The organism is Mycobacterium sp. IDUB_17 (assembly GCF_055419465.1).
Genome location: NZ_JBVAXS010000003.1, coordinates 690,151 through 709,437, shown reverse-complemented (window position 1 = coordinate 709,437; position 19,287 = coordinate 690,151). Strand labels below are relative to the sequence as shown.

Annotated in this window: 20 protein-coding genes; 12 read left to right on the top strand and 8 right to left on the bottom strand. The window is 67.3% G+C overall.

Translation table 11 applies throughout. The features are described 5' to 3' along the window. Positions 1–2 precede the first annotated feature (2 nt). Complete coding sequence (locus tag ACZYZ7_RS16415) at positions 3–647, top strand: helix-turn-helix domain-containing protein (protein WP_135459298.1); 645 nt, start codon at positions 3–5, stop codon at positions 645–647. A gap of 13 nt (positions 648–660) precedes the next feature. Here ACZYZ7_RS16415 and ACZYZ7_RS16410 read toward each other — a convergent pair whose 3' ends face one another. Next, a complete protein-coding gene (locus ACZYZ7_RS16410) occupies positions 661–879 on the bottom strand; it encodes a hypothetical protein (protein WP_450072557.1) in 219 nt (72 codons plus the stop codon). A 274-nt stretch (positions 880–1,153) separates the two neighbouring features. Between ACZYZ7_RS16410 and ACZYZ7_RS16405 the strand changes: the two genes are divergently transcribed. The 3 genes from ACZYZ7_RS16405 (at position 1,154) to ACZYZ7_RS16395 (ending at position 4,706) form a co-directional block, all read left to right on the top strand. Beyond that, positions 1,154–2,212, top strand: coding sequence for a lytic transglycosylase domain-containing protein (locus ACZYZ7_RS16405; protein WP_463741330.1), 1,059 nt, complete (start codon positions 1,154–1,156; stop codon positions 2,210–2,212). A gap of 227 nt (positions 2,213–2,439) precedes the next feature. Continuing rightward, positions 2,440–4,269 (top strand): 2-isopropylmalate synthase, encoded by a 1,830-nt coding sequence (gene leuA / locus ACZYZ7_RS16400; protein ID WP_135459303.1) that lies wholly within the window; start codon positions 2,440–2,442, stop codon positions 4,267–4,269. Positions 4,270–4,319: 50 nt separating this feature from the next. Beyond that, on the top strand, positions 4,320–4,706 hold the full coding sequence (locus tag ACZYZ7_RS16395; RefSeq protein WP_135459305.1) for an SHOCT domain-containing protein: 387 nt from the start codon (positions 4,320–4,322) through the stop codon (positions 4,704–4,706). 34 nt (positions 4,707–4,740) lie between these two features. Here ACZYZ7_RS16395 and ACZYZ7_RS16390 read toward each other — a convergent pair whose 3' ends face one another. Further along, complete coding sequence (locus tag ACZYZ7_RS16390) at positions 4,741–5,730, bottom strand: DEDDh family exonuclease (RefSeq protein ID WP_463741329.1); 990 nt, start codon at positions 5,728–5,730, stop codon at positions 4,741–4,743. A gap of 74 nt (positions 5,731–5,804) precedes the next feature. Between ACZYZ7_RS16390 and ACZYZ7_RS16385 the strand changes: the two genes are divergently transcribed. Next, positions 5,805–7,025: a MurT ligase domain-containing protein gene (locus tag ACZYZ7_RS16385; RefSeq protein WP_463741328.1), complete on the top strand. Its 1,221-nt coding sequence runs from the start codon at positions 5,805–5,807 to the stop codon at positions 7,023–7,025. 5 nt (positions 7,026–7,030) lie between these two features. Then, the gene (locus ACZYZ7_RS16380) at positions 7,031–7,732 is read left to right on the top strand and encodes a type 1 glutamine amidotransferase (protein ID WP_135460318.1); all 702 of its coding nucleotides are present in this window, start codon (positions 7,031–7,033) and stop codon (positions 7,730–7,732) included. An 81-nt stretch (positions 7,733–7,813) separates the two neighbouring features. Here the strand turns inward: ACZYZ7_RS16380 and ACZYZ7_RS16375 are convergent, their stop codons facing one another. From ACZYZ7_RS16375 to ACZYZ7_RS16360, 4 genes are all read right to left on the bottom strand, one after another. Next, the gene (locus ACZYZ7_RS16375; protein ID WP_450072553.1) at positions 7,814–8,521 is read right to left on the bottom strand and encodes an MBL fold metallo-hydrolase; all 708 of its coding nucleotides are present in this window, start codon (positions 8,519–8,521) and stop codon (positions 7,814–7,816) included. A gap of 46 nt (positions 8,522–8,567) precedes the next feature. Next, positions 8,568–9,455, bottom strand: a complete 888-nt coding sequence (locus ACZYZ7_RS16370) for a hypothetical protein (RefSeq protein ID WP_450072552.1) — start codon at positions 9,453–9,455, stop codon at positions 8,568–8,570. A gap of 105 nt (positions 9,456–9,560) precedes the next feature. Next, positions 9,561–10,172 carry a recombination mediator RecR gene (recR, locus tag ACZYZ7_RS16365; protein WP_135459316.1) on the bottom strand — a complete coding sequence of 204 codons (612 nt, stop codon included), beginning with the start codon at positions 10,170–10,172 and terminating at the stop codon, positions 9,561–9,563. Then, positions 10,173–10,505: a YbaB/EbfC family nucleoid-associated protein gene (locus ACZYZ7_RS16360; protein ID WP_135459319.1), complete on the bottom strand. Its 333-nt coding sequence runs from the start codon at positions 10,503–10,505 to the stop codon at positions 10,173–10,175. A gap of 148 nt (positions 10,506–10,653) precedes the next feature. Here ACZYZ7_RS16360 and ACZYZ7_RS16355 point away from each other — a divergent pair, with 148 nt between their 5' ends. Beyond that, positions 10,654–11,382: an Rv3717 family N-acetylmuramoyl-L-alanine amidase gene (locus ACZYZ7_RS16355; protein WP_167858209.1), complete on the top strand. Its 729-nt coding sequence runs from the start codon at positions 10,654–10,656 to the stop codon at positions 11,380–11,382. A gap of 24 nt (positions 11,383–11,406) precedes the next feature. Here the strand turns inward: ACZYZ7_RS16355 and ACZYZ7_RS16350 are convergent, their stop codons facing one another. Further along, positions 11,407–11,847 carry an SRPBCC family protein gene (locus ACZYZ7_RS16350; protein WP_135459321.1) on the bottom strand — a complete coding sequence of 147 codons (441 nt, stop codon included), beginning with the start codon at positions 11,845–11,847 and terminating at the stop codon, positions 11,407–11,409. A 65-nt stretch (positions 11,848–11,912) separates the two neighbouring features. Between ACZYZ7_RS16350 and ACZYZ7_RS16345 the strand changes: the two genes are divergently transcribed. From ACZYZ7_RS16345 to ACZYZ7_RS16330, 4 genes are all read left to right on the top strand, one after another. Then, positions 11,913–13,304 carry an FAD-binding oxidoreductase gene (locus tag ACZYZ7_RS16345; protein WP_450072551.1) on the top strand — a complete coding sequence of 464 codons (1,392 nt, stop codon included), beginning with the start codon at positions 11,913–11,915 and terminating at the stop codon, positions 13,302–13,304. 13 nt (positions 13,305–13,317) lie between these two features. Continuing rightward, positions 13,318–14,631, top strand: coding sequence for a class I SAM-dependent methyltransferase (locus ACZYZ7_RS16340; protein ID WP_450072550.1), 1,314 nt, complete (start codon positions 13,318–13,320; stop codon positions 14,629–14,631). 86 nt (positions 14,632–14,717) lie between these two features. After that, positions 14,718–15,467: an SDR family oxidoreductase gene (locus ACZYZ7_RS16335; protein ID WP_450072549.1), complete on the top strand. Its 750-nt coding sequence runs from the start codon at positions 14,718–14,720 to the stop codon at positions 15,465–15,467. 34 nt (positions 15,468–15,501) lie between these two features. Beyond that, on the top strand, positions 15,502–16,431 hold the full coding sequence (locus ACZYZ7_RS16330) for an AraC family transcriptional regulator (protein ID WP_450072548.1): 930 nt from the start codon (positions 15,502–15,504) through the stop codon (positions 16,429–16,431). A 6-nt stretch (positions 16,432–16,437) separates the two neighbouring features. On the opposite strand, the gene ACZYZ7_RS16325 is transcribed toward ACZYZ7_RS16330, so the two are convergent. Then, a complete protein-coding gene (locus tag ACZYZ7_RS16325; RefSeq protein ID WP_450072547.1) occupies positions 16,438–18,549 on the bottom strand; it encodes a DNA polymerase III subunits gamma/tau in 2,112 nt (703 codons plus the stop codon). An 80-nt stretch (positions 18,550–18,629) separates the two neighbouring features. Between ACZYZ7_RS16325 and ACZYZ7_RS16320 the strand changes: the two genes are divergently transcribed. Beyond that, positions 18,630–19,277 (top strand): MmpS family transport accessory protein, encoded by a 648-nt coding sequence (locus ACZYZ7_RS16320; RefSeq protein WP_450072546.1) that lies wholly within the window; start codon positions 18,630–18,632, stop codon positions 19,275–19,277. Positions 19,278–19,287: the final 10 nt, after the last annotated feature.

Genomic DNA, 19,287 nt, shown 5'->3' with positions numbered 1-19,287 from the left:
AGTTGAGTGACGTCCCGCTGCTGCGCAACACCGGCACAGCTCGCGACCGCGATCCGAACGAACCGGTCGAGGAACTGGAATTCGAGGCGGCGATCGGACGCAACGTCCGTCAACTGCGCCAGCAGCACGGGCTCACCGTCGCCGACATGGCCGCCCGGGTGGGCATCTCCAAGGCGATGCTGTCCAAGATCGAGAACGCCCAGACCTCATGCAGCCTGTCCACCCTGGCGCTGCTCGCCAAGGGTCTCGACGTTCCGGTGACCAGTCTGTTCCGCGGGGCCGACGTCGAACGTCCGGCGGCATTCGTCAAGGCCGGCACCGGCCCGGAGATCGTGCGCAACGGCACCAAGCAGGGTCACGAATACCAACTGCTCAGCTCCCTGCGCGGGGAGCACAAGCGCCTGGAATGTCTGTACGTCACGCTGACCGAGAAGAGTCAGACGTACCCGCTGTTCCAACATCCCGGCACCGAGTTCATCTACATGCTCGAAGGCGTCATGGACTACAGCCACAGCCGCTCGGTGTATCGGCTGCAGCCGGGCGATTCCCTGCAGATCGACGGGGAAGGCGCTCACGGACCGGTTGACCTGATCGAACTGCCGATCCGGTTCCTGTCGGTGATCGCCTTCCCCGATTCGCAGGTGTGAACCACCGCTTCGGTCACTGCTCGTACAGGCTGATGATCCGCTGCGGGCCGTGGTGGTTGTGCCAACCGGGCTTCATGCCGGGAGCCGGCGTCGCGTAGGTGTCGGGGCTGTACAGGTTGCCCGAGCCGGACGGCTCCTGAGCGGCAGCCGTGCCGGCCAGGCCCAGCGCGACGGCGCCGAGGATGCCTGCGGACAGGACGGGCAGTGCCAGAGCCTTGGTGAAGTTCGCCATTGTCGTGAATCCTTCTGTCTCAGTTGGGTTTTGGTTTTCAGTTGCGGCTTGTTCGGCCACTGAGACAAGAGTGCGGCCTGGACGGCTCTGGGTCTGTCGGGCGATCGGGCGGTGACGTGGGTGAAGTTGCGTTCCCCCGATCGGGGGAAGTGCAGGTCAGCTGACCGCGTGCAGCGGGTGCGCCTTGTCGGACGCCGCGACGAGCCTCTGACCGGCGATGGGGCCCGGTGTGTCGGGAGTTGGCAGGCAGCGGCGCGGGTGTCACTGTTGTGCTATGCGCCACCGTGCCCGTCGAGCGGTCCGCGACGCCTCCACCTGCCTCGCCGTGATCGTTCGGATGGCGTTGACCAGCGCGGTCGCCGTCGCGCCCAGCCTGGTCGGCCTGACCCAGGAGAACCGGGTACGGCCGGTGGCCGCGGTCCTGCCGTTGCCCGACCTCGCCGGCCAACCCTGGGCGGCGACGCCGTCGGCGCGTCCAACCGCCGCGGCGCCGGCTACGACGGGGCCACCGCCACCCCCGGAGGTTCAGGCACCGGGCGCGGTGCACATCCCCGCGATCGCACTGGCGGCCTACCAGAACGCGGACGCCATGATGGCGCAGAGCCAACCCGACTGCGGTGTGACCTGGAACCTGCTCGCCGGGATCGGGTACGTCGAGTCCACGCATGCGTTCGGCGGCGCCGCCGGCAAACGCGGTGACCCCGTCAGTCCCATCTATGGCCCCACCCTCGACGGCTCACTGCCGGGCAACGAGATCATCGTCGCCAGCAGCTTTGGCGGCGGCACGACCTACGCCCGCGCGCTGGGGCCCATGCAGTTCCTGCCGAGCACGTGGCTGCTGCACGGCGCCGACGGCGACGGCGACGGCCGGGCCGATCCGCACAACCTGTTCGATGCCACCCTGGCCGCGGCCCGCTACCTCTGCAGCGATGCTGCGGACCTGCGCGACCAGGCGCAGCAGACCACCGCGGTGCTGCGCTACAACCACTCCATGGCCTACGTCGCCAACGTGCTGGGCTGGGCGCGGGCCTACGCCACCGGTGTGGCTCCGGTGAACCTGCCGCCGCTCACCGCGCCGCAGCCTCCGAGCGTCGCTGTTCGCGCGGTCGGCCCCGCCGCATCGGCCGTCGGGTCGGCTGAAACCGCCACGCCGGACAAGACCGTGCGTCGAGACGACGCCGGGGACACCGGTTCAGCGACACCCCGGCCGGGATCTTCGGTGCCGCACTCGGGCTCCACCAACACGAGCACGACGAGCGGGTCCCGGCACAGCACTGGCACCGCCACACCCAAGGTCAAGTTCGGCAACGGCCGTTCCGGCGGTGCGCGCTGACGCCGCGGCCCCGACCGGCCACCCCAATGACCGCAATCCCTGGCATAACGGCCGGGCCGCTGGCATCTGGCGGCATTTTGGCCAACCAATCCCCCGGGCGTACAGTTGAGCGCGTGCAGCGGGTGCTCCTTCTCGGACGCCGCGACGGGGTCTGATCAGACCGGCTTCCTGTCGCGGGTTTTTGCGATGCGCCGGTCGGGTCCCCTTTCAACTCCCGGAGCAAAAACATGACCACCCCCGACATCTCTGCAGATGCCTTCAGTTCGGTTCGCGCGATCAATACGCCGGCCGGCGCCCCCAACCCCGGACAGCCCGTCTGGAACACCCAGCGCGGCTCATCCATGCCGGTCAGCCGCTATCGCAGCTTCGCCGACGAGGTCCCCGGCGGCAGCCCGGCCTTCGGCGCCGGCGTCCCGTTCGACCGCACCTGGCCGGACCGCGTCATCGACAAGGCGCCCATGTGGTGCGCGGTCGACCTGCGCGACGGTAACCAGGCCCTGATCGACCCCATGAGCCCCGCGCGCAAGCGCCGTATGTTCGACCTGCTGGTCCGGATGGGTTACAAGGAGATCGAGGTCGGCTTCCCGTCAGCGAGCCAGACCGACTACGACTTCGTCCGCGAGATCATCGAGGACGGCGCGATCCCGGACGACGTCACCATCCAGGTGCTGACCCAGTGCCGGCCCGAGCTGATCGAACGCACCTTCGAGGCCTGCGCGGGAGCCCCGCAGGCGATCGTGCACTTCTACAACTCGACGTCGATCCTGCAGCGCCGCGTGGTGTTCCGCGCCGACCGTGAGGCCGTCAAGAAGATCGCCACCGACGGCGCCCAGATGTGTGTCGAGGAGGCCAAGAAGTACCCGCAGACCCGGTGGCGCTTCGAGTACTCCCCCGAGTCGTACACGGGCACCGAGCTGGAGTACGCCGTCGAGGTGTGCAACGCCGTCGCCGACATCGTCAAGCCCACTCCCGAGTGGCCGCTGATCGTCAACCTGCCTGCCACCGTCGAGATGGCCACCCCGAACGTCTACGCCGATTCGATCGAGTGGATGAGCCGGCACCTGGCCCCGCGCGACTCGATCATCCTGAGCCTGCACCCGCACAACGACCGCGGAACCGGCGTCGCCGCAGCGGAATTGGGCTACCAGGCCGGCGCCGACCGGATCGAGGGCTGCCTGTTCGGCAACGGCGAACGCACCGGCAATGTCTGCCTGGTGACCCTGGGCCTGAACATGTTCAGCCGAGGGGTCGATCCGCAGATCGACTTCTCCAACATCGACGAGATCCGGCGCACGGTCGAGTACTGCAACCAGCTGCCCGTGCACGAACGTCACCCCTACGGCGGTGACCTGGTCTACACCGCGTTCTCCGGCAGCCACCAGGACGCCATCAACAAGGGCCTGGACCAGATGAAGGTGGACGCGGACGAGGCCGACGCCGACATGGACGACATCCTGTGGCAGGTCCCCTACCTGCCGATCGACCCCAAGGACGTCGGCCGCACCTACGAGGCCGTGATCCGGGTGAACTCGCAGTCCGGCAAGGGCGGCGTGGCCTACATCATGAAGGCCGACCACGGCCTGGTGCTGCCGCGCCGGCTGCAGATCGAGTTCAGCCAGGCGATTCAGCAGATCACCGACGGCGAGGGCGGCGAGGTGTCGCCCAAGGAGATCTGGGACGCGTTCTCCGAGGAGTACCTGGCCCCGATCATCCCCCTGGAGCGCATTCGCCAGAAGGTCGTGGCCTCCGAGGTGGACGGTGGCACCGACACCATCACCGCGATCGTGAAGATCGACGGCGTCGAGCGCGAGATCATCGGTGCCGGCAACGGCCCGCTGGCGGCGTTCGTCGATGCCCTGGGAGCCATCGGCTACGACATCAACGTGCTGGATTACTCCGAGCACGCCATGTCCTCAGGTGAAGAGGCGCAGGCCGCGGCCTACGTCGAGGCGTCGATCGGCGGTCGGACCGTCTGGGGCGTCGGCATCGCGACTTCGATCACAACTGCATCACTTCGTGCGGTCGTATCTGCTGTCAACCGCGCCGCGCGTGCTTAGCTGACGTCGGCGTAGATCACTGCGCCTCCGCCAAGTACAAGGAGCAGTCCATGGACTGGGGCTCAACATGGGATTTCCTCTGGCATTTCCTGATCATCTTCGCCTGGATCGCATACCTGCTGGTCCTGTTCCAGATCCTCACCGATCTGTTCTGGCGTGATCACAAGACCTCCGGCTGGGTCAAGGCTCTGTGGGTGGTCTTCCTGATCGTGCTCCCGTGGCTCGCCGCGCTGGTGTACCTGATCGCCCGGGGTAAAGGCATGTCCGAGCGCGCGCAGGCGGCGGCGCTGGCGGCCAAGAAGGAAACCGACGACTACATCAAGCAGGCGGCCGGCCGATCCCCGGCTCAGGAGATCGCCGACGCCAAGGCGCTGCTGGATGCCGGCACCATCAGCCAGGCCGAGTTCGACGGGCTGAAGGCCAAGGCGCTGGGCTGAGGTTCTGACGCAGGACGCCCCGGCGGGCGGCGAATCAGAAAAGCGTGTACTGATCGCTGTCCGCGGGGGTGTCGCAGAACTCCTCGACGTTGGCGCCACCGACGACATGGGCCAGCAGGCCCATGAACGTCTCGTCGTCGAGGAGTGGCACACCGAGCTCCACGGCCTGATAGCCCTTGCCCTGATCAGGCGCGGATTCGTTGCAGATCACCAGCGACGTCTGCTGGTCCACCAGATCGGTGTATGCCAGCCCGGCGTGCAGGATGCGCTCGATGAGCTCCTCATGGGTGCGCGCCACCTCCGCCGACAGCGCCACCCGCATGCCCTGGACGAGCGGCCGCCCCGGCACATAGACACCCGGGTTTGCGTACTCGCACGGCAGCCGCGAAGCCAGGACCTTCAGCGGTCGCAGCTCCTCATGGGTGATGTGGCCGTTGGGCCAGCTGCGTCGGCTCACCTCCCGCAGCGGCAGCCAGATCTTGCGGTCCCGGGCCCGGGCCAGGGTGGGCTTGAGGATCTGCGCCAGCACCAACGCGTCATCGAGGGCATCGTGTGGCTTCATCTGGCTCACGCCCCAGTGCGCGGCCAGCGTCTCCAGGCGCAGGTTGTCGGTGCCCAGTGCCAGCCGGCGGGCCAGCTCGACGGTGCACATGACGCTGTCGATCGGCAGCGCCGCCCCGACCAACTCGGCCTCGGCGATCAGGAAGCTGTAATCGAAGCCCACGTTGTGCGCGACCAGCGTGCGCCCGCGCAGGATGTCGCTCAATTCGTCGACGACAGCCCCGAACGTCGGCTGGCCTTCCAACATCTCGGCCGTCAGCCCGTGCACATGGGTGGGCCCGGGATCCACCCCCGGATTCAGCAGGGTGGCCACGCTGCGCTCGACATTTCCGTCATCCCCGACCGCGAGGGCGGCGACGCTGACGATACGTGCCTGACCCGGGCGGAACCCGGTGGTCTCCACGTCGACGACGGCCCAGCCCGCGCCCGGCTCATCCGCCGGTCTGCCCCACGCGCTGCTCATATTCGCCAGGATGGCACGCGGGCCCGACAACCTCGGGCGGCGCGGCAGCGTGTCGTGCCCCTAAAATCGCCGGAATGCTGACCCTTCGCGGGCGTGCCGCACTGGCCGCCGGATCAACCGCGCGCTGGGCGTCGCGGGTCACCGGGCGCGGCGCGGGCGCGATGATCGGCGGCCTGGTGGCGATGACGCTGGACCGATCGATCCTGCGTCAACTGGGCCAGGACCGCCGTAGCGTGATCGTGACCGGCACGAACGGCAAATCGACCACCACCCGGATGACCGCGGCCGCCCTGGCCACGCTGGGCCCGGTGGCCAGTAACTCCGAGGGCGCCAACATGGACGCCGGGCTCGTGGCGGCACTGGCCGGGGCCCGCGAAGCCACTCTGGCCGCCCTGGAAGTCGACGAGATGCACGTCCCGCACGTCAGCGATGCGGTGTCGCCGGCGGTGATCGTCCTGCTGAACCTGTCCCGCGACCAGCTGGACCGGGTCGGTGAGATCAACCACATCGAACGCACCCTGCGCGGCGGCCTGGCCCGCCATCGCGACGCGGTGATCGTGGCCAACTGCGACGACGTACTGATGACCTCGGCCGCCTACGACAGCCCCAATGTCGTGTGGGTGGCCGCCGGCGGCAGCTGGGCGGGCGACTCGGTGAGCTGTCCGCGATCCGGCGAGATCATCGAGCGCAACGGGCGGGACTGGTACTCGACCGGCAGTGACTTCAAGCGGCCCAGCCCGCAGTGGTGGTTCGACGACACCCACATCTACGGTCCGGACGGCCTCGTCCTGCCGATGACGCTGGCCCTGCCCGGCGCCGTCAACCGCGGTAACGCCACCCAGGCCGTCGCGGCCGCCGTCGCCCTCGGCGCCGACCCTGCTGCCGCGGTGACCGCGGTCTCCGGCGTCGACGAGGTCGCCGGGCGGTACCGCACCGTGCAGATCGGCACACACACCGCCCGGATCCTGCTGGCCAAGAACCCGGCCGGTTGGCAGGAAGCCCTGTCCATGGTGGACAAGCACGGCGCCGGAGTCGTCATCTCGGTCAACGGGCAGGTGCCCGACGGCGAGGACCTGTCCTGGCTGTGGGATGTCCGGTTCGAACACTTCGACGACACTGTCGTCGTCGCCGCCGGTGAGCGCGGCACCGACCTCGCGGTGCGGCTCGGGTACGCCGGCGTCGAGCATTCACTGGTGCACGACACCATCGCCGCGATCGACTCCTGCCCGCCCGGGCATGTCGAGGTGATCGCCAACTACACCGCGTTCCTGCAACTGAATCGGCGGATCTCGTGAGTGCTGTGCAGATCGGGCTCGTGCTGCCCGACGTGATGGGGACCTACGGTGACAGCGGCAACGCGGTGGTGCTGCAACAGCGGTTGCGGCTGCGCGGTATCGACGCCGAGATCGTGGAGATCACCCTGGCCGACCCGGTGCCCGACTCGCTGGATCTGTACACCCTCGGTGGCGCCGAGGACTATGCGCAGCGCCTGGCCACCAAACACCTGATCCGGTATCCCGGTCTGCAGCAAGCGGTTTCGCGGGGTGCGCCGGTGCTCGCGATCTGCGCGGCGATCCAGGTCCTCGGCCACTGGTACGAGACGTCGGCCGGTGAGCGGGTGGAAGGCGTCGGACTGCTCGACGTCACCACCTCCCCGCAAGAAGCCCGCACCATCGGCGAGGTGGCCTCCAAGCCCCTGCTCGACGGGCTCACCCAGCCGTTGACGGGATTCGAAAACCACCGTGGCGGAACGGTTCTCGGTTCCGACGCCCGTCCGCTGGCCGCGGTCACCAAAGGTGCGGGCAACCGCTTGGGCGACGGCTACGACGGTGCGGTGCAAGGCAGCGTGGTGGCGACCTATCTGCACGGGCCGTGCCTGGCCCGCAATCCGGAACTTGCCGACCATCTGCTGTCTCGGGTGGTCGGTGAGCTGCCGCCGCTGGAGCTGCCCGAGGTTGACCTGCTGCGCCGCGAACGCCTGGCGGCCCCGCGCCGGGTGTAGCTCGCCTCTCTTCAGCCGAAACGGTATTCCAGCAGACCGTTACTCGCACTTTCCCTGCCGGAATACCGTTTCGCGGCGGCTTTATGCGAAAACATCGACCGCAGCGGCGATGTGGGCTGCGGCGTCGGTGAGAATCGGCTCGCCATGGCCGAATCCGGCGCGCTGCGCGCCCGTGGCCGCGAGTTTGGACACCGAGTCGGTGAGCTCGGTGCGGTCGGTGTTGAAAACGCCCACGATCACCTGGCCGTTGAACTCGGCGACCGTGTCCCCGGTCAGCACGGCGTCGGCATCCGGGAGATAGAGCGCGATGCTGCCCGGGGTATGGCCGGGGACCCCGATCACCCGGGCACCACCCGCGAAGTCCAGTACGTCGCCGTCCTCGACCACGCGGTCCACTCGGCAGGCCGGGCCGTGCGGTGACGCGTCGAAGTCGGGGCGGAGCGTCCGCTCCGAGTCGGTCAGCACCGGCAGCGGACCCGGTTCGCCGCGGACATAGGACGCATCCGCGGCCCCCGCGACGACCTCCACATCGCCCCAATCGGCGATCTCGGCCGCGGCACCGCAATGGTCCTCGTGAAAGTGAGTGAGCACGATGCGCCTGACGTGCAGACGTCGCATCCCGAGCACGGCCAGCGCCTCAGCGATCAGACCGGAGCTGTCCGGCCAACCGGTGTCGATGAGCGTGACACCTTCACCGTCCAGCCACAGGTAACTGTTGAGCAGATGAGCCTGGCCGCCGGGGATGCGCAGACGATAGAGCGAGGGCGCCATCTGAAGTAGGTCGGGCATGACTCGACGCTAGTGGCTCACGCCGAAACTGCATTCCAGCGGGCCGCTACCCGTACTTTCGCGGCCGGAATACAGTTTCGCGGAGAGTGCCGTCCCAACCACGCGCCTTCAATGCCCGGTAGGCCCGCTGGACCACGTCTGCTTCGCGGTCCTCCTTGATGACTCGCATGACATCCCATCCGAGCTGCTCAAGTTTCGGCAGCACCCGCAGATCCTTGACGTACTGTGCCCGATCCGTTTGATGCTGACCGCCGTCATACTCCGAGGCGACCTGGAACTCCTCCCAGCCCATGTCCAGTGTGCGCACCAACCGGCCCCACTCGTCCACGACCGTGATCTGCGTTGTCGGCCGTGGCAGCCCGGCGTCGATGTAGAGCAGGCGCAGGCGGGTCTCCGGAAGTGACGCCGCGCCACCATCGACCAACGGCAGTACAGCTTTGAGCCTCGCCACCCCGCGTGCGCCCCGGTAGCGCTTGGCCAGTAACAGCACCTCCTCGGCGGAGAACGGGCGCGCGCGCATCAGGGCATCCAGGCGTTGGATGGCCTTCTTGCGGGGCAGGAAACGCCCGAGGTCGAAGGCCGTACGTGCGGGTGTCGTCACCGGTATGCCCGCAACACAGGTCATCTCGTCATCAGCGATACGTTCGTGCCGGACGATGATGCCGCGTGGTGGTCGAGTGCAGTCCCAGATGAGCTCGATCGCGACGTCATCGTCGACCCACTCGGCTCCGTGCAGTGCCGAGGCCGCGACCCCGGACACGATGCCTTCGCGATGCGTCCACAGCCACGCACCCACCGTTCTGTCCCGTAATGAGGGCACATGATTTCGGGGAGTGTGGACATTCGGATAAATCGGCCGATACCAGCGCTGCAGCTCATATCGGGTCACGACACCATTTGCGATGGCTTCTGTGCCGACGAATACCTCCCCCATGCGCAGATACTGGCGCGGGGGTGAGACAAGCTCGCCGAGGCTGTAATCCAGCAGGCAGCTACTCGCACTTTTTCTGCTGGAATACCGTTTCGGCGCAAATAGGTGTCAGGCCATCGCGCGGCGGCCGGCCAGCGCCCGGCCGAGCGTGAGCTCGTCGGCGAACTCCAGGTCACCGCCCATCGGCAGGCCCGAGGCGATACGCGTGACGGTCAGGCCGGGGATGTCGCGCAGCATCCGGACCAGATAGGTGGCCGTCGCCTCGCCCTCGGTGTTGGGATCGGTCGCGATGATCACCTCGGCCACATCGACGCCGTCGACGCGTTCACCGATCCGGTTGAGCAGCTCCCGGATGCGCAACTGGTCGGGCCCGATGCCGGACAACGGATCCAACGCCCCGCCCAGCACGTGGTAGCGACCGCGGAATTCGCGCGTGCGCTCGACGGCCTGCACGTCCTTCGGCTCCTCGACCACGCACACCAACGAGCCGTCGCGGCGGGGGTCCTTACAGATCCGGCAGCGTTCCTCGTCGGAGACGTTGCCGCACACCGCACAGAAAGTGACGCCGTCACGGACGCGGCCCAGTACCGCGGTGAGCCGATCGATGTCCGGCGGCTCGACGCTCAGCAGGTGAAACGCGATCCGCTGCGCGCTCTTCGGCCCGATCCCGGGAAGCTTGCCGAGCTCGTCGATCAGGTCCTGGACCGGGCCTTCAAACACTCAGAGTCCCGGAAGTCCGAACCCACCCAGCCCGCCGGCCAGCGGGCCCAGGCGGCTCTGCGCCAGGGTGGTCACCTGATTGGAGGCATCGGCAAGGGCACCGACGATGAGATCCTGCAGGGTCTCGACGTCCTCGGGATCAACGACCTTGGGGTCGATCGCCACCGCGATCACCTCACCGCTGCCCTTGACCGTGACCTGTACGAGCCCGCCGCCGGCCTGGCCGTGCACCTCGGAGTTGGCCAGCGCCTCCTGCGCCTCCATGAGCTGCTGCTGTACCTGCTGCGCCTGCGCCAGCAGGGCCGACATGTCGGGCGTGCCTCCGGGTTGCATGAGTGGTCCCCTTGCCGTGTTGATTGCGTCTTGGTCTCGACTTGGTTGCTCTCGCCTGTCGGCGGCGATTCGGACTTTCAGCCTAGTCGGCGTGCGGGCTAGCGTGGCGCCCGTGCGAGTCCCAGCCTGCGTGCGTGTCGGCACCGCGATGGTCAGCAGCGTGTTCATCGCCGCGGCTGTCCCGGCGATCGTCGACGCTCCCCACGCCAACGCCGCTCCCTCGAACATCGCCGGCATGATCGTGTTCCTCGATCCCGGCCACAACGGCGCCAACGACGCGTCGATCAGCCGCCAGGTGCCCACCGGCCGCGGCGGCACCAAGGACTGCCAGGCCAGCGGCACCTCCACCGCGGACGGGTACCCCGAGCACACCTTCACCTGGGACACCACTCTGCGGGTACGCGCCATCCTGAACCAGATGGGTGTGCGCACCGCCATGTCGCGCGGCAACGACAACGCGCTGGGGCCGTGCGTCGACGAACGAGCTTCGATGGCCAACGCCCTGCGGCCCAACGCCATCGTGTCCATCCACGCCGACGGCGGCCCGCCCAACGGCCGCGGCTTCCACGTGCTCTACTCGTCGCCGCCACTGAACAACGTGCAGGCCGGGCCGTCGGTGCAGTTCGCCCAGACCATGCGCGATCAGCTTTCGGCGTCGGGCATCCCACCCGCCACCTACATCGGTTCGGGTGGCCTGGACGCCCGCTCGGACATCGCCGGGCTCAACCTGGCGCAGTTCCCGTCGATCCTCGTCGAGTGCGGCAACATGAAGAACCCGGTCGACTCGGCACTGATGAAGACTCCGGACGGCCAGCAGAAGTATGCCGAGGCAATCGCCCGGGGTGTCGCCGCCTATCTGGGCAGCCAGCAGCGATAGCTCGCCGCCCCAGATGGTCAGGCGCTACGCGCCCTCCACTTCCTTCTTCAGGTTGGCCAGCAGCTCGTCCTGGATCTTGCGCAGGCCAAGCGGCGCGAAAGTCTTCTCGAAGAAGCCCTTGACCCCGCCGGCACCGGTCCAGCTGGTCTTGAGGTTGACCGACGATCCGGCGCCCGCGGGGGCGACGGTCCAGTTGGTCACCAGGCTGGAGTTGGCGTCCTTCTCGATCACCGTGTGACCGGCCACGTCCACCGACGCCTTGATGTCACGCACCCGGGACTCGGTCGCCTGCAGCTTCCAGCTGGCCACCGTGCCGGCGCCCTGACCACCCTCGAGCACCTGGTAGTCGCGGTAGTGCGAGGAGAGGATCTTCGGGCGCACGGTCTGGTAGTCCGCGATCGCCGCGAACACAGCGGCCGGCTCGGCGTTGATCAGAACCGTGCTGACCGCACTGACCTGTCCCATGACTGAAACTCCTTCAACTCGTGTCTGCGGTCGCATCGTCGGCAACCTCCGACTAGCGTATATGTGTGTCTGTTGTTACGACTGACGCACAAGCTGTCCATGCCCTTGGCGTGCAGCGCCTCCTGGACAGTTACAGCGCCATACCGCCCAATTCGACGGTGCGGCTTGCCAAGCCCACGTCGAACCTGTTCCGTGCGCGAGATCGCAGCGATGTCAAGGGTCTGGACGTATCGGGGTTGACCGATGTGATTGCGGTCGACGCCGAAGCCCGCACCGCCGACGTGGCCGGCATGTGCACCTATGAGGACCTGGTGGCGGCGACGCTGCCACACGGCCTGGCACCGCTGGTGGTACCGCAACTCAAGACCATCACGCTCGGTGGCGCGGTCACCGGGCTCGGCATCGAGTCGACCTCGTTCCGCAACGGTCTGCCACACGAATCGGTGCTGGAGATGGACATTCTCACCGGAACAGGCGAGATCGTCACCGCCTCACCGGAACAGCATTCCGACCTGTTTCGGACATTCCCCAATTCGTATGGCACGCTGGGTTATTCAACCCGGCTGCGGATCGAGCTGGAACCCGTCACACCATTTGTCGCGTTGCGCCACCTGCGCTTTCACTCGTTGACCGAACTCGTCGCCGCGATGGATCGGATCATCGAGACCGGTGGACTCGACGGCGAACCGGTCGATTACCTCGACGGCGTGGTGTTCAGCGCCGACGAGAGCTACCTGTGCGTCGGTTTCAAGACGACGACGCCGGGGCCGGTCAGCGACTACACCGGCCAGGACATCTACTACCGCTCGATCCAGCACGCGCGGGGTGAGAAGCACGACCGGCTGACGATTCACGACTACCTGTGGCGGTGGGACACCGACTGGTTCTGGTGCTCGCGGGCATTCGGCGCGCAGCACCCCACGATCCGGCGGTTCTGGCCACGCCGGCTACGACGCAGCAGCTTCTACTGGAAACTCATCGGCTACGACCAGCGGTTCAACATCGCCGACCGGATCGAAAAGCGCAACGGACGCCCACCCCGCGAGCGGGTGGTACAGGACATCGAGGTGCCCATCGAGAACTGTGAACGGTTCCTTGCGTGGTTCCTGGAGAACGTGCCGATCGAACCGATCTGGCTGTGCCCACTGCGGTTACGCGATGACGACCGCCATACCGCGGGCTGGCCTCTGTATCCCCTTCGCGCCCACCACACCTACGTCAACGTCGGATTCTGGTCCTCGGTACCGGTCGGCCCGGTGGAAGGCCACACCAACAAGCTGATCGAGACCAAGGTCAGCGAGCTCGACGGACACAAGTCCCTGTATTCCGATTCCTACTACCCGCGTGAGGATTTCGACCAGCTCTACGGCGGAGAGACCTACAAGGCCGTCAAGAAGTCCTACGACCCCGATTCACGCCTGTTTGACCTGTACTCGAAAGCCGTGTTGCGCCGATGAACGGAGAACAGCGATGACCACCTTCAAAGAACACTCGACGCACGCAGGCGATCACAAGCTCAGCCTGGCCGAGATCCTGGAGATCTTCGCCTCCGGCTCGCAGCCACTGAAATTCACCGCCTACGACGGCAGTACCTCCGGCCCCAGCGATGCCACCCTCGGCCTGGACCTCAAGACCCCGCGCGGCACCACGTACCTGGCGACCGCCCCGGGGGATCTGGGCCTGGCCCGCGCCTACGTGTCCGGCGACCTGGACCTGTACGGGGTGCATCCCGGCGACCCGTACCCGCTGCTGTGCGCACTGGCCGAGAAGATGGCGTTCAAGCGTCCGCCCGCACGGGTGCTGGCCAACATCGTCCGGTCCATCGGCATCGAGCATCTCAAGCCCATCGCGCCGCCGCCCCAGGAAGCGCTGCCGCGGTGGCGGCGGGTGGTAGAAGGCTTGCGGCACAGCAAGACCCGCGACGCCGAGGCGATCCATCACCACTACGACGTTTCGAACACGTTCTACGAGTGGGTGCTCGGGCCGTCGATGACCTATACCTGCGCGTGCTACCCGGATGCCGATGCCAGCCTGGAAGAGGCGCAGGACAACAAGTACCGCCTGGTGTTCGAGAAGCTGCGGCTGCAACCCGGCGATCGCCTGCTCGACGTCGGCTGCGGCTGGGGCGGCATGGTGCGATACGCCGCGCGCCACGGTGTCAATGCGCTCGGGGTGACGCTGTCCATGGAGCAGGCCCGGTGGGCGCAGGAGGCCATCGTCAAGGAAGGCCTCGAGGACCTCGCCGAGGTGCGTCACAGCGACTACCGCGACATCGCCGAAACCGGGTTCGACGCGGTGTCCTCGATCGGCCTGACCGAGCACATCGGCGTGCACAACTACCCGTCGTACTTCGGTTTCCTGAAGTCGAAGATGCGTACCGGTGCGCTCCTGCTCAACCACTGCATCACCCGCCATGACAACCGAAGCGGAGCGGCCGCAGGCGGGTTCATCGACCGCTACGTGTTTCCGGACGGCGAGCTGACCGGCTCGGGGCGCATCATCACCGAGGTGCAGGACGTCGGCCTGGAGGTCATGCACGAGGAGAACCTGCGCAACCACTATGCGATGACGCTGCGCGACTGGTGCGCCAACCTGGTCGAGCACTGGGACGAGGCGGTCGCCGAGGTCGGGCTCCCCACCGCCAAGGTGTGGGGCCTGTACATGGCCGGCTCCCGGCTCGGCTTCGAGACGAATGTGGTTCAGCTACACCAGGTTCTGGCCGTCAAACTCGACGACCGCGGCAACGACGGCGGCCTGCCGCTGCGGCCCTGGTGGGCGCCCTAGAACGCCAGCCCCATCAAGACGATCAGTAACGTTTTTCGGACTATTCGTTATTGAACGTCTTGCGAGGACCCCATACCGTTTGAACCATGAAAACGGTTCTCATCACGGGTTGTTCATCAGGGTACGGACTCGAAACCGCCCGTCACTTCCATGCCAACGGCTGGAACGTGATCGCCACGATGCGTACACCGCGCGCCGGGCTACTGCCGGATTCGGACCGAATCCAGCTGGTGGCGTTGGACGTCACCGACCCCGACAGCATCTCGGCGGCGCTCGAAGCCAGTGGCCCGATCGACGTGCTGGTCAACAACGCGGGCATCGGCGTTGTCGGGACCTTCGAGCCCATGCCGATGGAGACGATCCGGGAAGTGTTCGAAACCAACACATTCGGCGTAATGGCCATGACACAGGCTGTGCTGCCGCAGATGCGAACGCGCGGATCCGGGGTGGTGGTCAACGTGACATCGAGCGTGACTCTGACCGCGATGCCGTTGGCCGCGGTGTACACCGCCAGCAAGATGGCGATCGAAGGGTTCACCGCGTCGCTCGCACTCGAGCTCGACGCGGTGAACGTGGCGGCGAAACTTGTCGAACCGGGCTACGGGCCGACGACGAGCTTCACCAGCAACGGCGCAACGCGGATGGACGGACTGATTCCCGAGCCGTATCAGGCGTTCGCCGCGCCGATCCTGGCGGCGTTCGGGCAGGCCACCGTCTTCACGACCGAGTCCGATGTCGCCGAGACCGTCTACCGGGCCGCGACCGACACGACCGGCTGCCTGCGGTTCCCGGCGGGCGCCGACGCGGTGGCGTTGGCCGGCAGCGCGGCAACGTAGACGATCAGCGTCGTGCGGGCGATATCTTGGCGGCATGCCGGCAGACATCGCCCGCAGCTCTGATCCGCTCGAAGCGATCATTCCGTTGCTGCGTCCCCAGGTCGTGCTGTCCAAGGTGGTCAGCGGTGCCGGCGACTGGAGTATCCGCAAGCCGCGCTATGCCGAACCGTCCTTCTGCCTGATGCTCGCGGGGAGTTGTTGGCTCAGCCCGGACGGGATCGATCCCGTCGAACTCTCCGCGGGCGACTTCCTGCTACTGCCCGAGACGCCGAGTTTCGTGATGGCCAGCGATCCGGTGTTGGCACCGACCGACGTAGAGCTCCATCCGACCGCCGACTCCCACTACGGGCCGACGGACGGACCGGGGCCGATGCGGATGCTCGGCGGATACTTCCGCTTCGATCGGGCCAACGCCAGGCTGCTGGTAAAGCTCCTTCCGCCAACGATTCTCATCCGCCACGACGAATCCGGCTCGGACCGCCTGAACCGGATCGTCGAACTCATCACGGACGAGGCGATCGCCCAACGTCCGTGCCGCGAACCGATTCTCGAGCGGCTCGTCGAGGTGCTGCTGATCGAGGCCTGCCGGTTCCGAACCGAACGGCCCACCGCCGGCGAGCACGGACTGATCGCCGGGCTTTCCGATCCTCAGCTCGCCGGTGCCCTGCGAGAGATTCACGACGGCGTCGCCGAGCACTGGACAGTCGAGAAGCTGGCCCGCACCGCGAACATGTCCCGCGCCGTGTTCGCGGAACGTTTCGCGAGCACGATCGGGATGCCACCGATGCAGTACGTGCTGGAGTGGCGGGTAGCGCTGGCCAAGGACATGCTGCAATCCGAACAACTCTCGATCGGCGAGATAGCGACCAGGACCGGCTACCAGTCGGCCAGTGCGTTCACCACCGCGTTCACCCGGGTGACCGGACGCGCTCCACGCGAATACGCCCGCGGCAGCGGGGACTGAGCAGCGTCAGCTCTCGATCTTTCGCGCACCCAACTCGTTCTGAAGCAGCTCCAGCGCGACCTCCTCGGGGTCGCGACGCGGCCCGGCCTCACTCTGCGAGGCCTCGGCGAGCATCTCTTCCTCTTCCTGCTCCGGGGACGACGGCGGTTCAGGATCCGGCTCCGGGTCGGGTTCGGGAATGACACGGCCCGGCCGGGTCGGCACCCTTGGCGGGGGCTTGGCGGCCTTTGACGGGGCGACGGAGGCCGGAGTTTCTGGTTGGCGGACCTCGCACCGGATCTGCCAGTCGACACCCAAGGCATCCTTGAGCGCCTCCCGGATCACTTCGGCGTTGTGTGACTCGGTGATGCGTTTGGCAAGCTGCGGCGAAACATGGGACAAGGCAAGCGTATTGCCGTCGAGCGCCATCACCATGACATCGTTGATCATCGCGTCGAGCGTCTTGCTGCGGACGCGAACCTTGGATCGGATTTCCGCCCACGCGTTACGTACGGCGGTCGTGTCCAGCGCACCGGGCGCAGCCACCGGCGCGGGCTCGGATTCGGGCGCACGTTCCGGTGGGAGATCTGGCTCGAACTCGGGCTCGGGCGGCAGGGGAATTTCGGGCTCGGAGTCCGCAGCAGGTGGTGGTGGCGGCGGCGCAGCCACCGGTTCCGGCACGGCTGCCGGTTCGGGCACGGCTGCCGGTTCGGGCACGGCTGCCGGTTCCGGCGCGGCTGCCGGTTCCGGCGCGGCTGCCGGTTCCGGCGCGGCTGCTGGCGTAGGAGCGGGCGCAGGCGGTGGTGCGGGTGTCGGGGCAGCTTCCGGTTCCCGAGCAGCCTGACTACGACGGGTGAACGTCTTGGTCGGCTCCGCAGCGGACGGGGCCGCTGGGTCGGCGGTCGGGGCGGCGGGCCTGGCGGCCGAAGCCGGGGGCGACGGCGAAGTCGACATTTCCCCGGCCGGGATTGACATATCCAGCCGGTTCTCGATGCGTTCGATGCGCTGCAGGAACGCCGATTCGGTGTCATGCGCCGAGGGCAGCAACAACCGGGCACACACCACTTCCAACAGCAACCGAGGCGCGGTCGCACCGCGCATCTCGCCGAGGCCGGCGTGCACCACCTCCGCGTACCGGGTCAACGTGCCCGCGCCTATATGGGCCGCCTGCTCCCGCATCCGTTCCAGCACGTCGTCGGGCGCGTCCACGACACCGCGGGTGACCGCGTCGGGAACAGCCTGCAGCACGATCAGGTCGCGGAAGCGTTCCAGCAGATCGGTGGCGAACCGCCGCGGATCATGACCGGCGTCGATCACCGCTTCCACCGCACCGAACAGCGCGGCCGCATCCCCGGCCGCCAGCGCCTCGACCGCATCGTCGATGAGCGCCATGTCGGTGGCACCGAGAAGCGCGAGCGCCCGCTGATAGGTGATGTGGTTACCGTCGGCGCCCTGTTGGGAGCCGGCCAGCAGCTGATCGAGCACCGACAGCGTGTCGCGGGGTGAGCCGCCGCCGGCTCGGATGACCAACGGATACACCGCGTCGTCGACGTTGACGTTCTCTTCGGCGCAGATGCGTTCGAGCAGTGGGCGCATGGTGCGCGGGGCCAGCAGCCGGAACGGGTAGTGGTGGGTACGCGACCGGATGGTCGGCAGCACCTTCTCCGGTTCGGTGGTGGCGAACACGAAGATCAGGTGCTCGGGCGGCTCCTCGACGATCTTGAGCAGCGCGTTGAAACCGGCCGTGGTGACCATGTGCGCTTCGTCGATGATGAAGATGCGGTACCGCGATTGCGCGGGGGTGAAGAACGCGCGATCGCGCAGTTCGCGGGTGTCATCGACGCCACCGTGGCTGGCCGCGTCGAGTTCGGTGACGTCAAGGTTGCCCGAGCCGTTCGGCGCCAGCGCGACGCACGAATCGCACACGCCGCACGGTGTGGGCGTGGGCCCCTGCTCACAGTTCAGCGAACGGGCCAGGATGCGCGCCGAGGACGTCTTGCCGCATCCGCGCGGCCCGGAGAACAGGTAGGCGTGGTTGATCCGCCCTGCTGTCAGCGCAGTAGATAGCGGCTCGGTGACATGTTCCTGGCCAACGACTTCCGCGAAGCTTGCTGGCCGGTATTTGCGGTAAAGAGCCACGGGAGAAGGCTACCGACTCGCTCTGACGCAGCGTGTCGGCGCCTGCCCGCCCGGCGTTGTTACGCTCACCCCCATCGTCGATGCCCTTGGGGGGGATTCCAGTGAGCTACCCGCAGCCGCCCTATGTGCAACCGCCGTACGGCTACCCGATGCCGCCGACCGGGTACCCACCGGCCCCGCCGCCAACCAACAGCACAGCGATCGCTGCCCTCGTCTTCTCGCTGCTCATCTCGCCCGTCGGGCTCGTCCTCGGCTATGTCGCCCGTGGTCAGATCCGGCGCAACCACGAGGGCGGCGCCGGCCTGGCCATGGCTGCCATCATCATCGGCTGGATATGCACGCTGGCCTCGATCGCGATCGTGGGCGGCATGATCGTCGTGAGCGCGACCCGCACCGACACCTCCCCCGGTGCCGCTTCGGCCGGGACCAAGTCCAAGCACCCCGAGACGGGCATCCGCCAGCGGATCACTTACGAGGTCTGGGGCAACGGTTCCTCCGTCGACATCAACTACCTCGATCAGGACGCCACTCCGCAGCGCATCGACGGCGCGGCCCTGCCGTGGACGCTGACGCTGGAGTCCACCGGCCCCTCGGTCCTCCCCAACATCGTGGCCCAGAGCGACGGTGACTCAATCGGCTGCCGAATCACCATCGACGACAAGATCAAGGATGAGCGAACCAGCGACGGCGCCCACGCCCAGACCTTCTGCCTGGTGAAGCCCGGATAGTCTGCCGCGG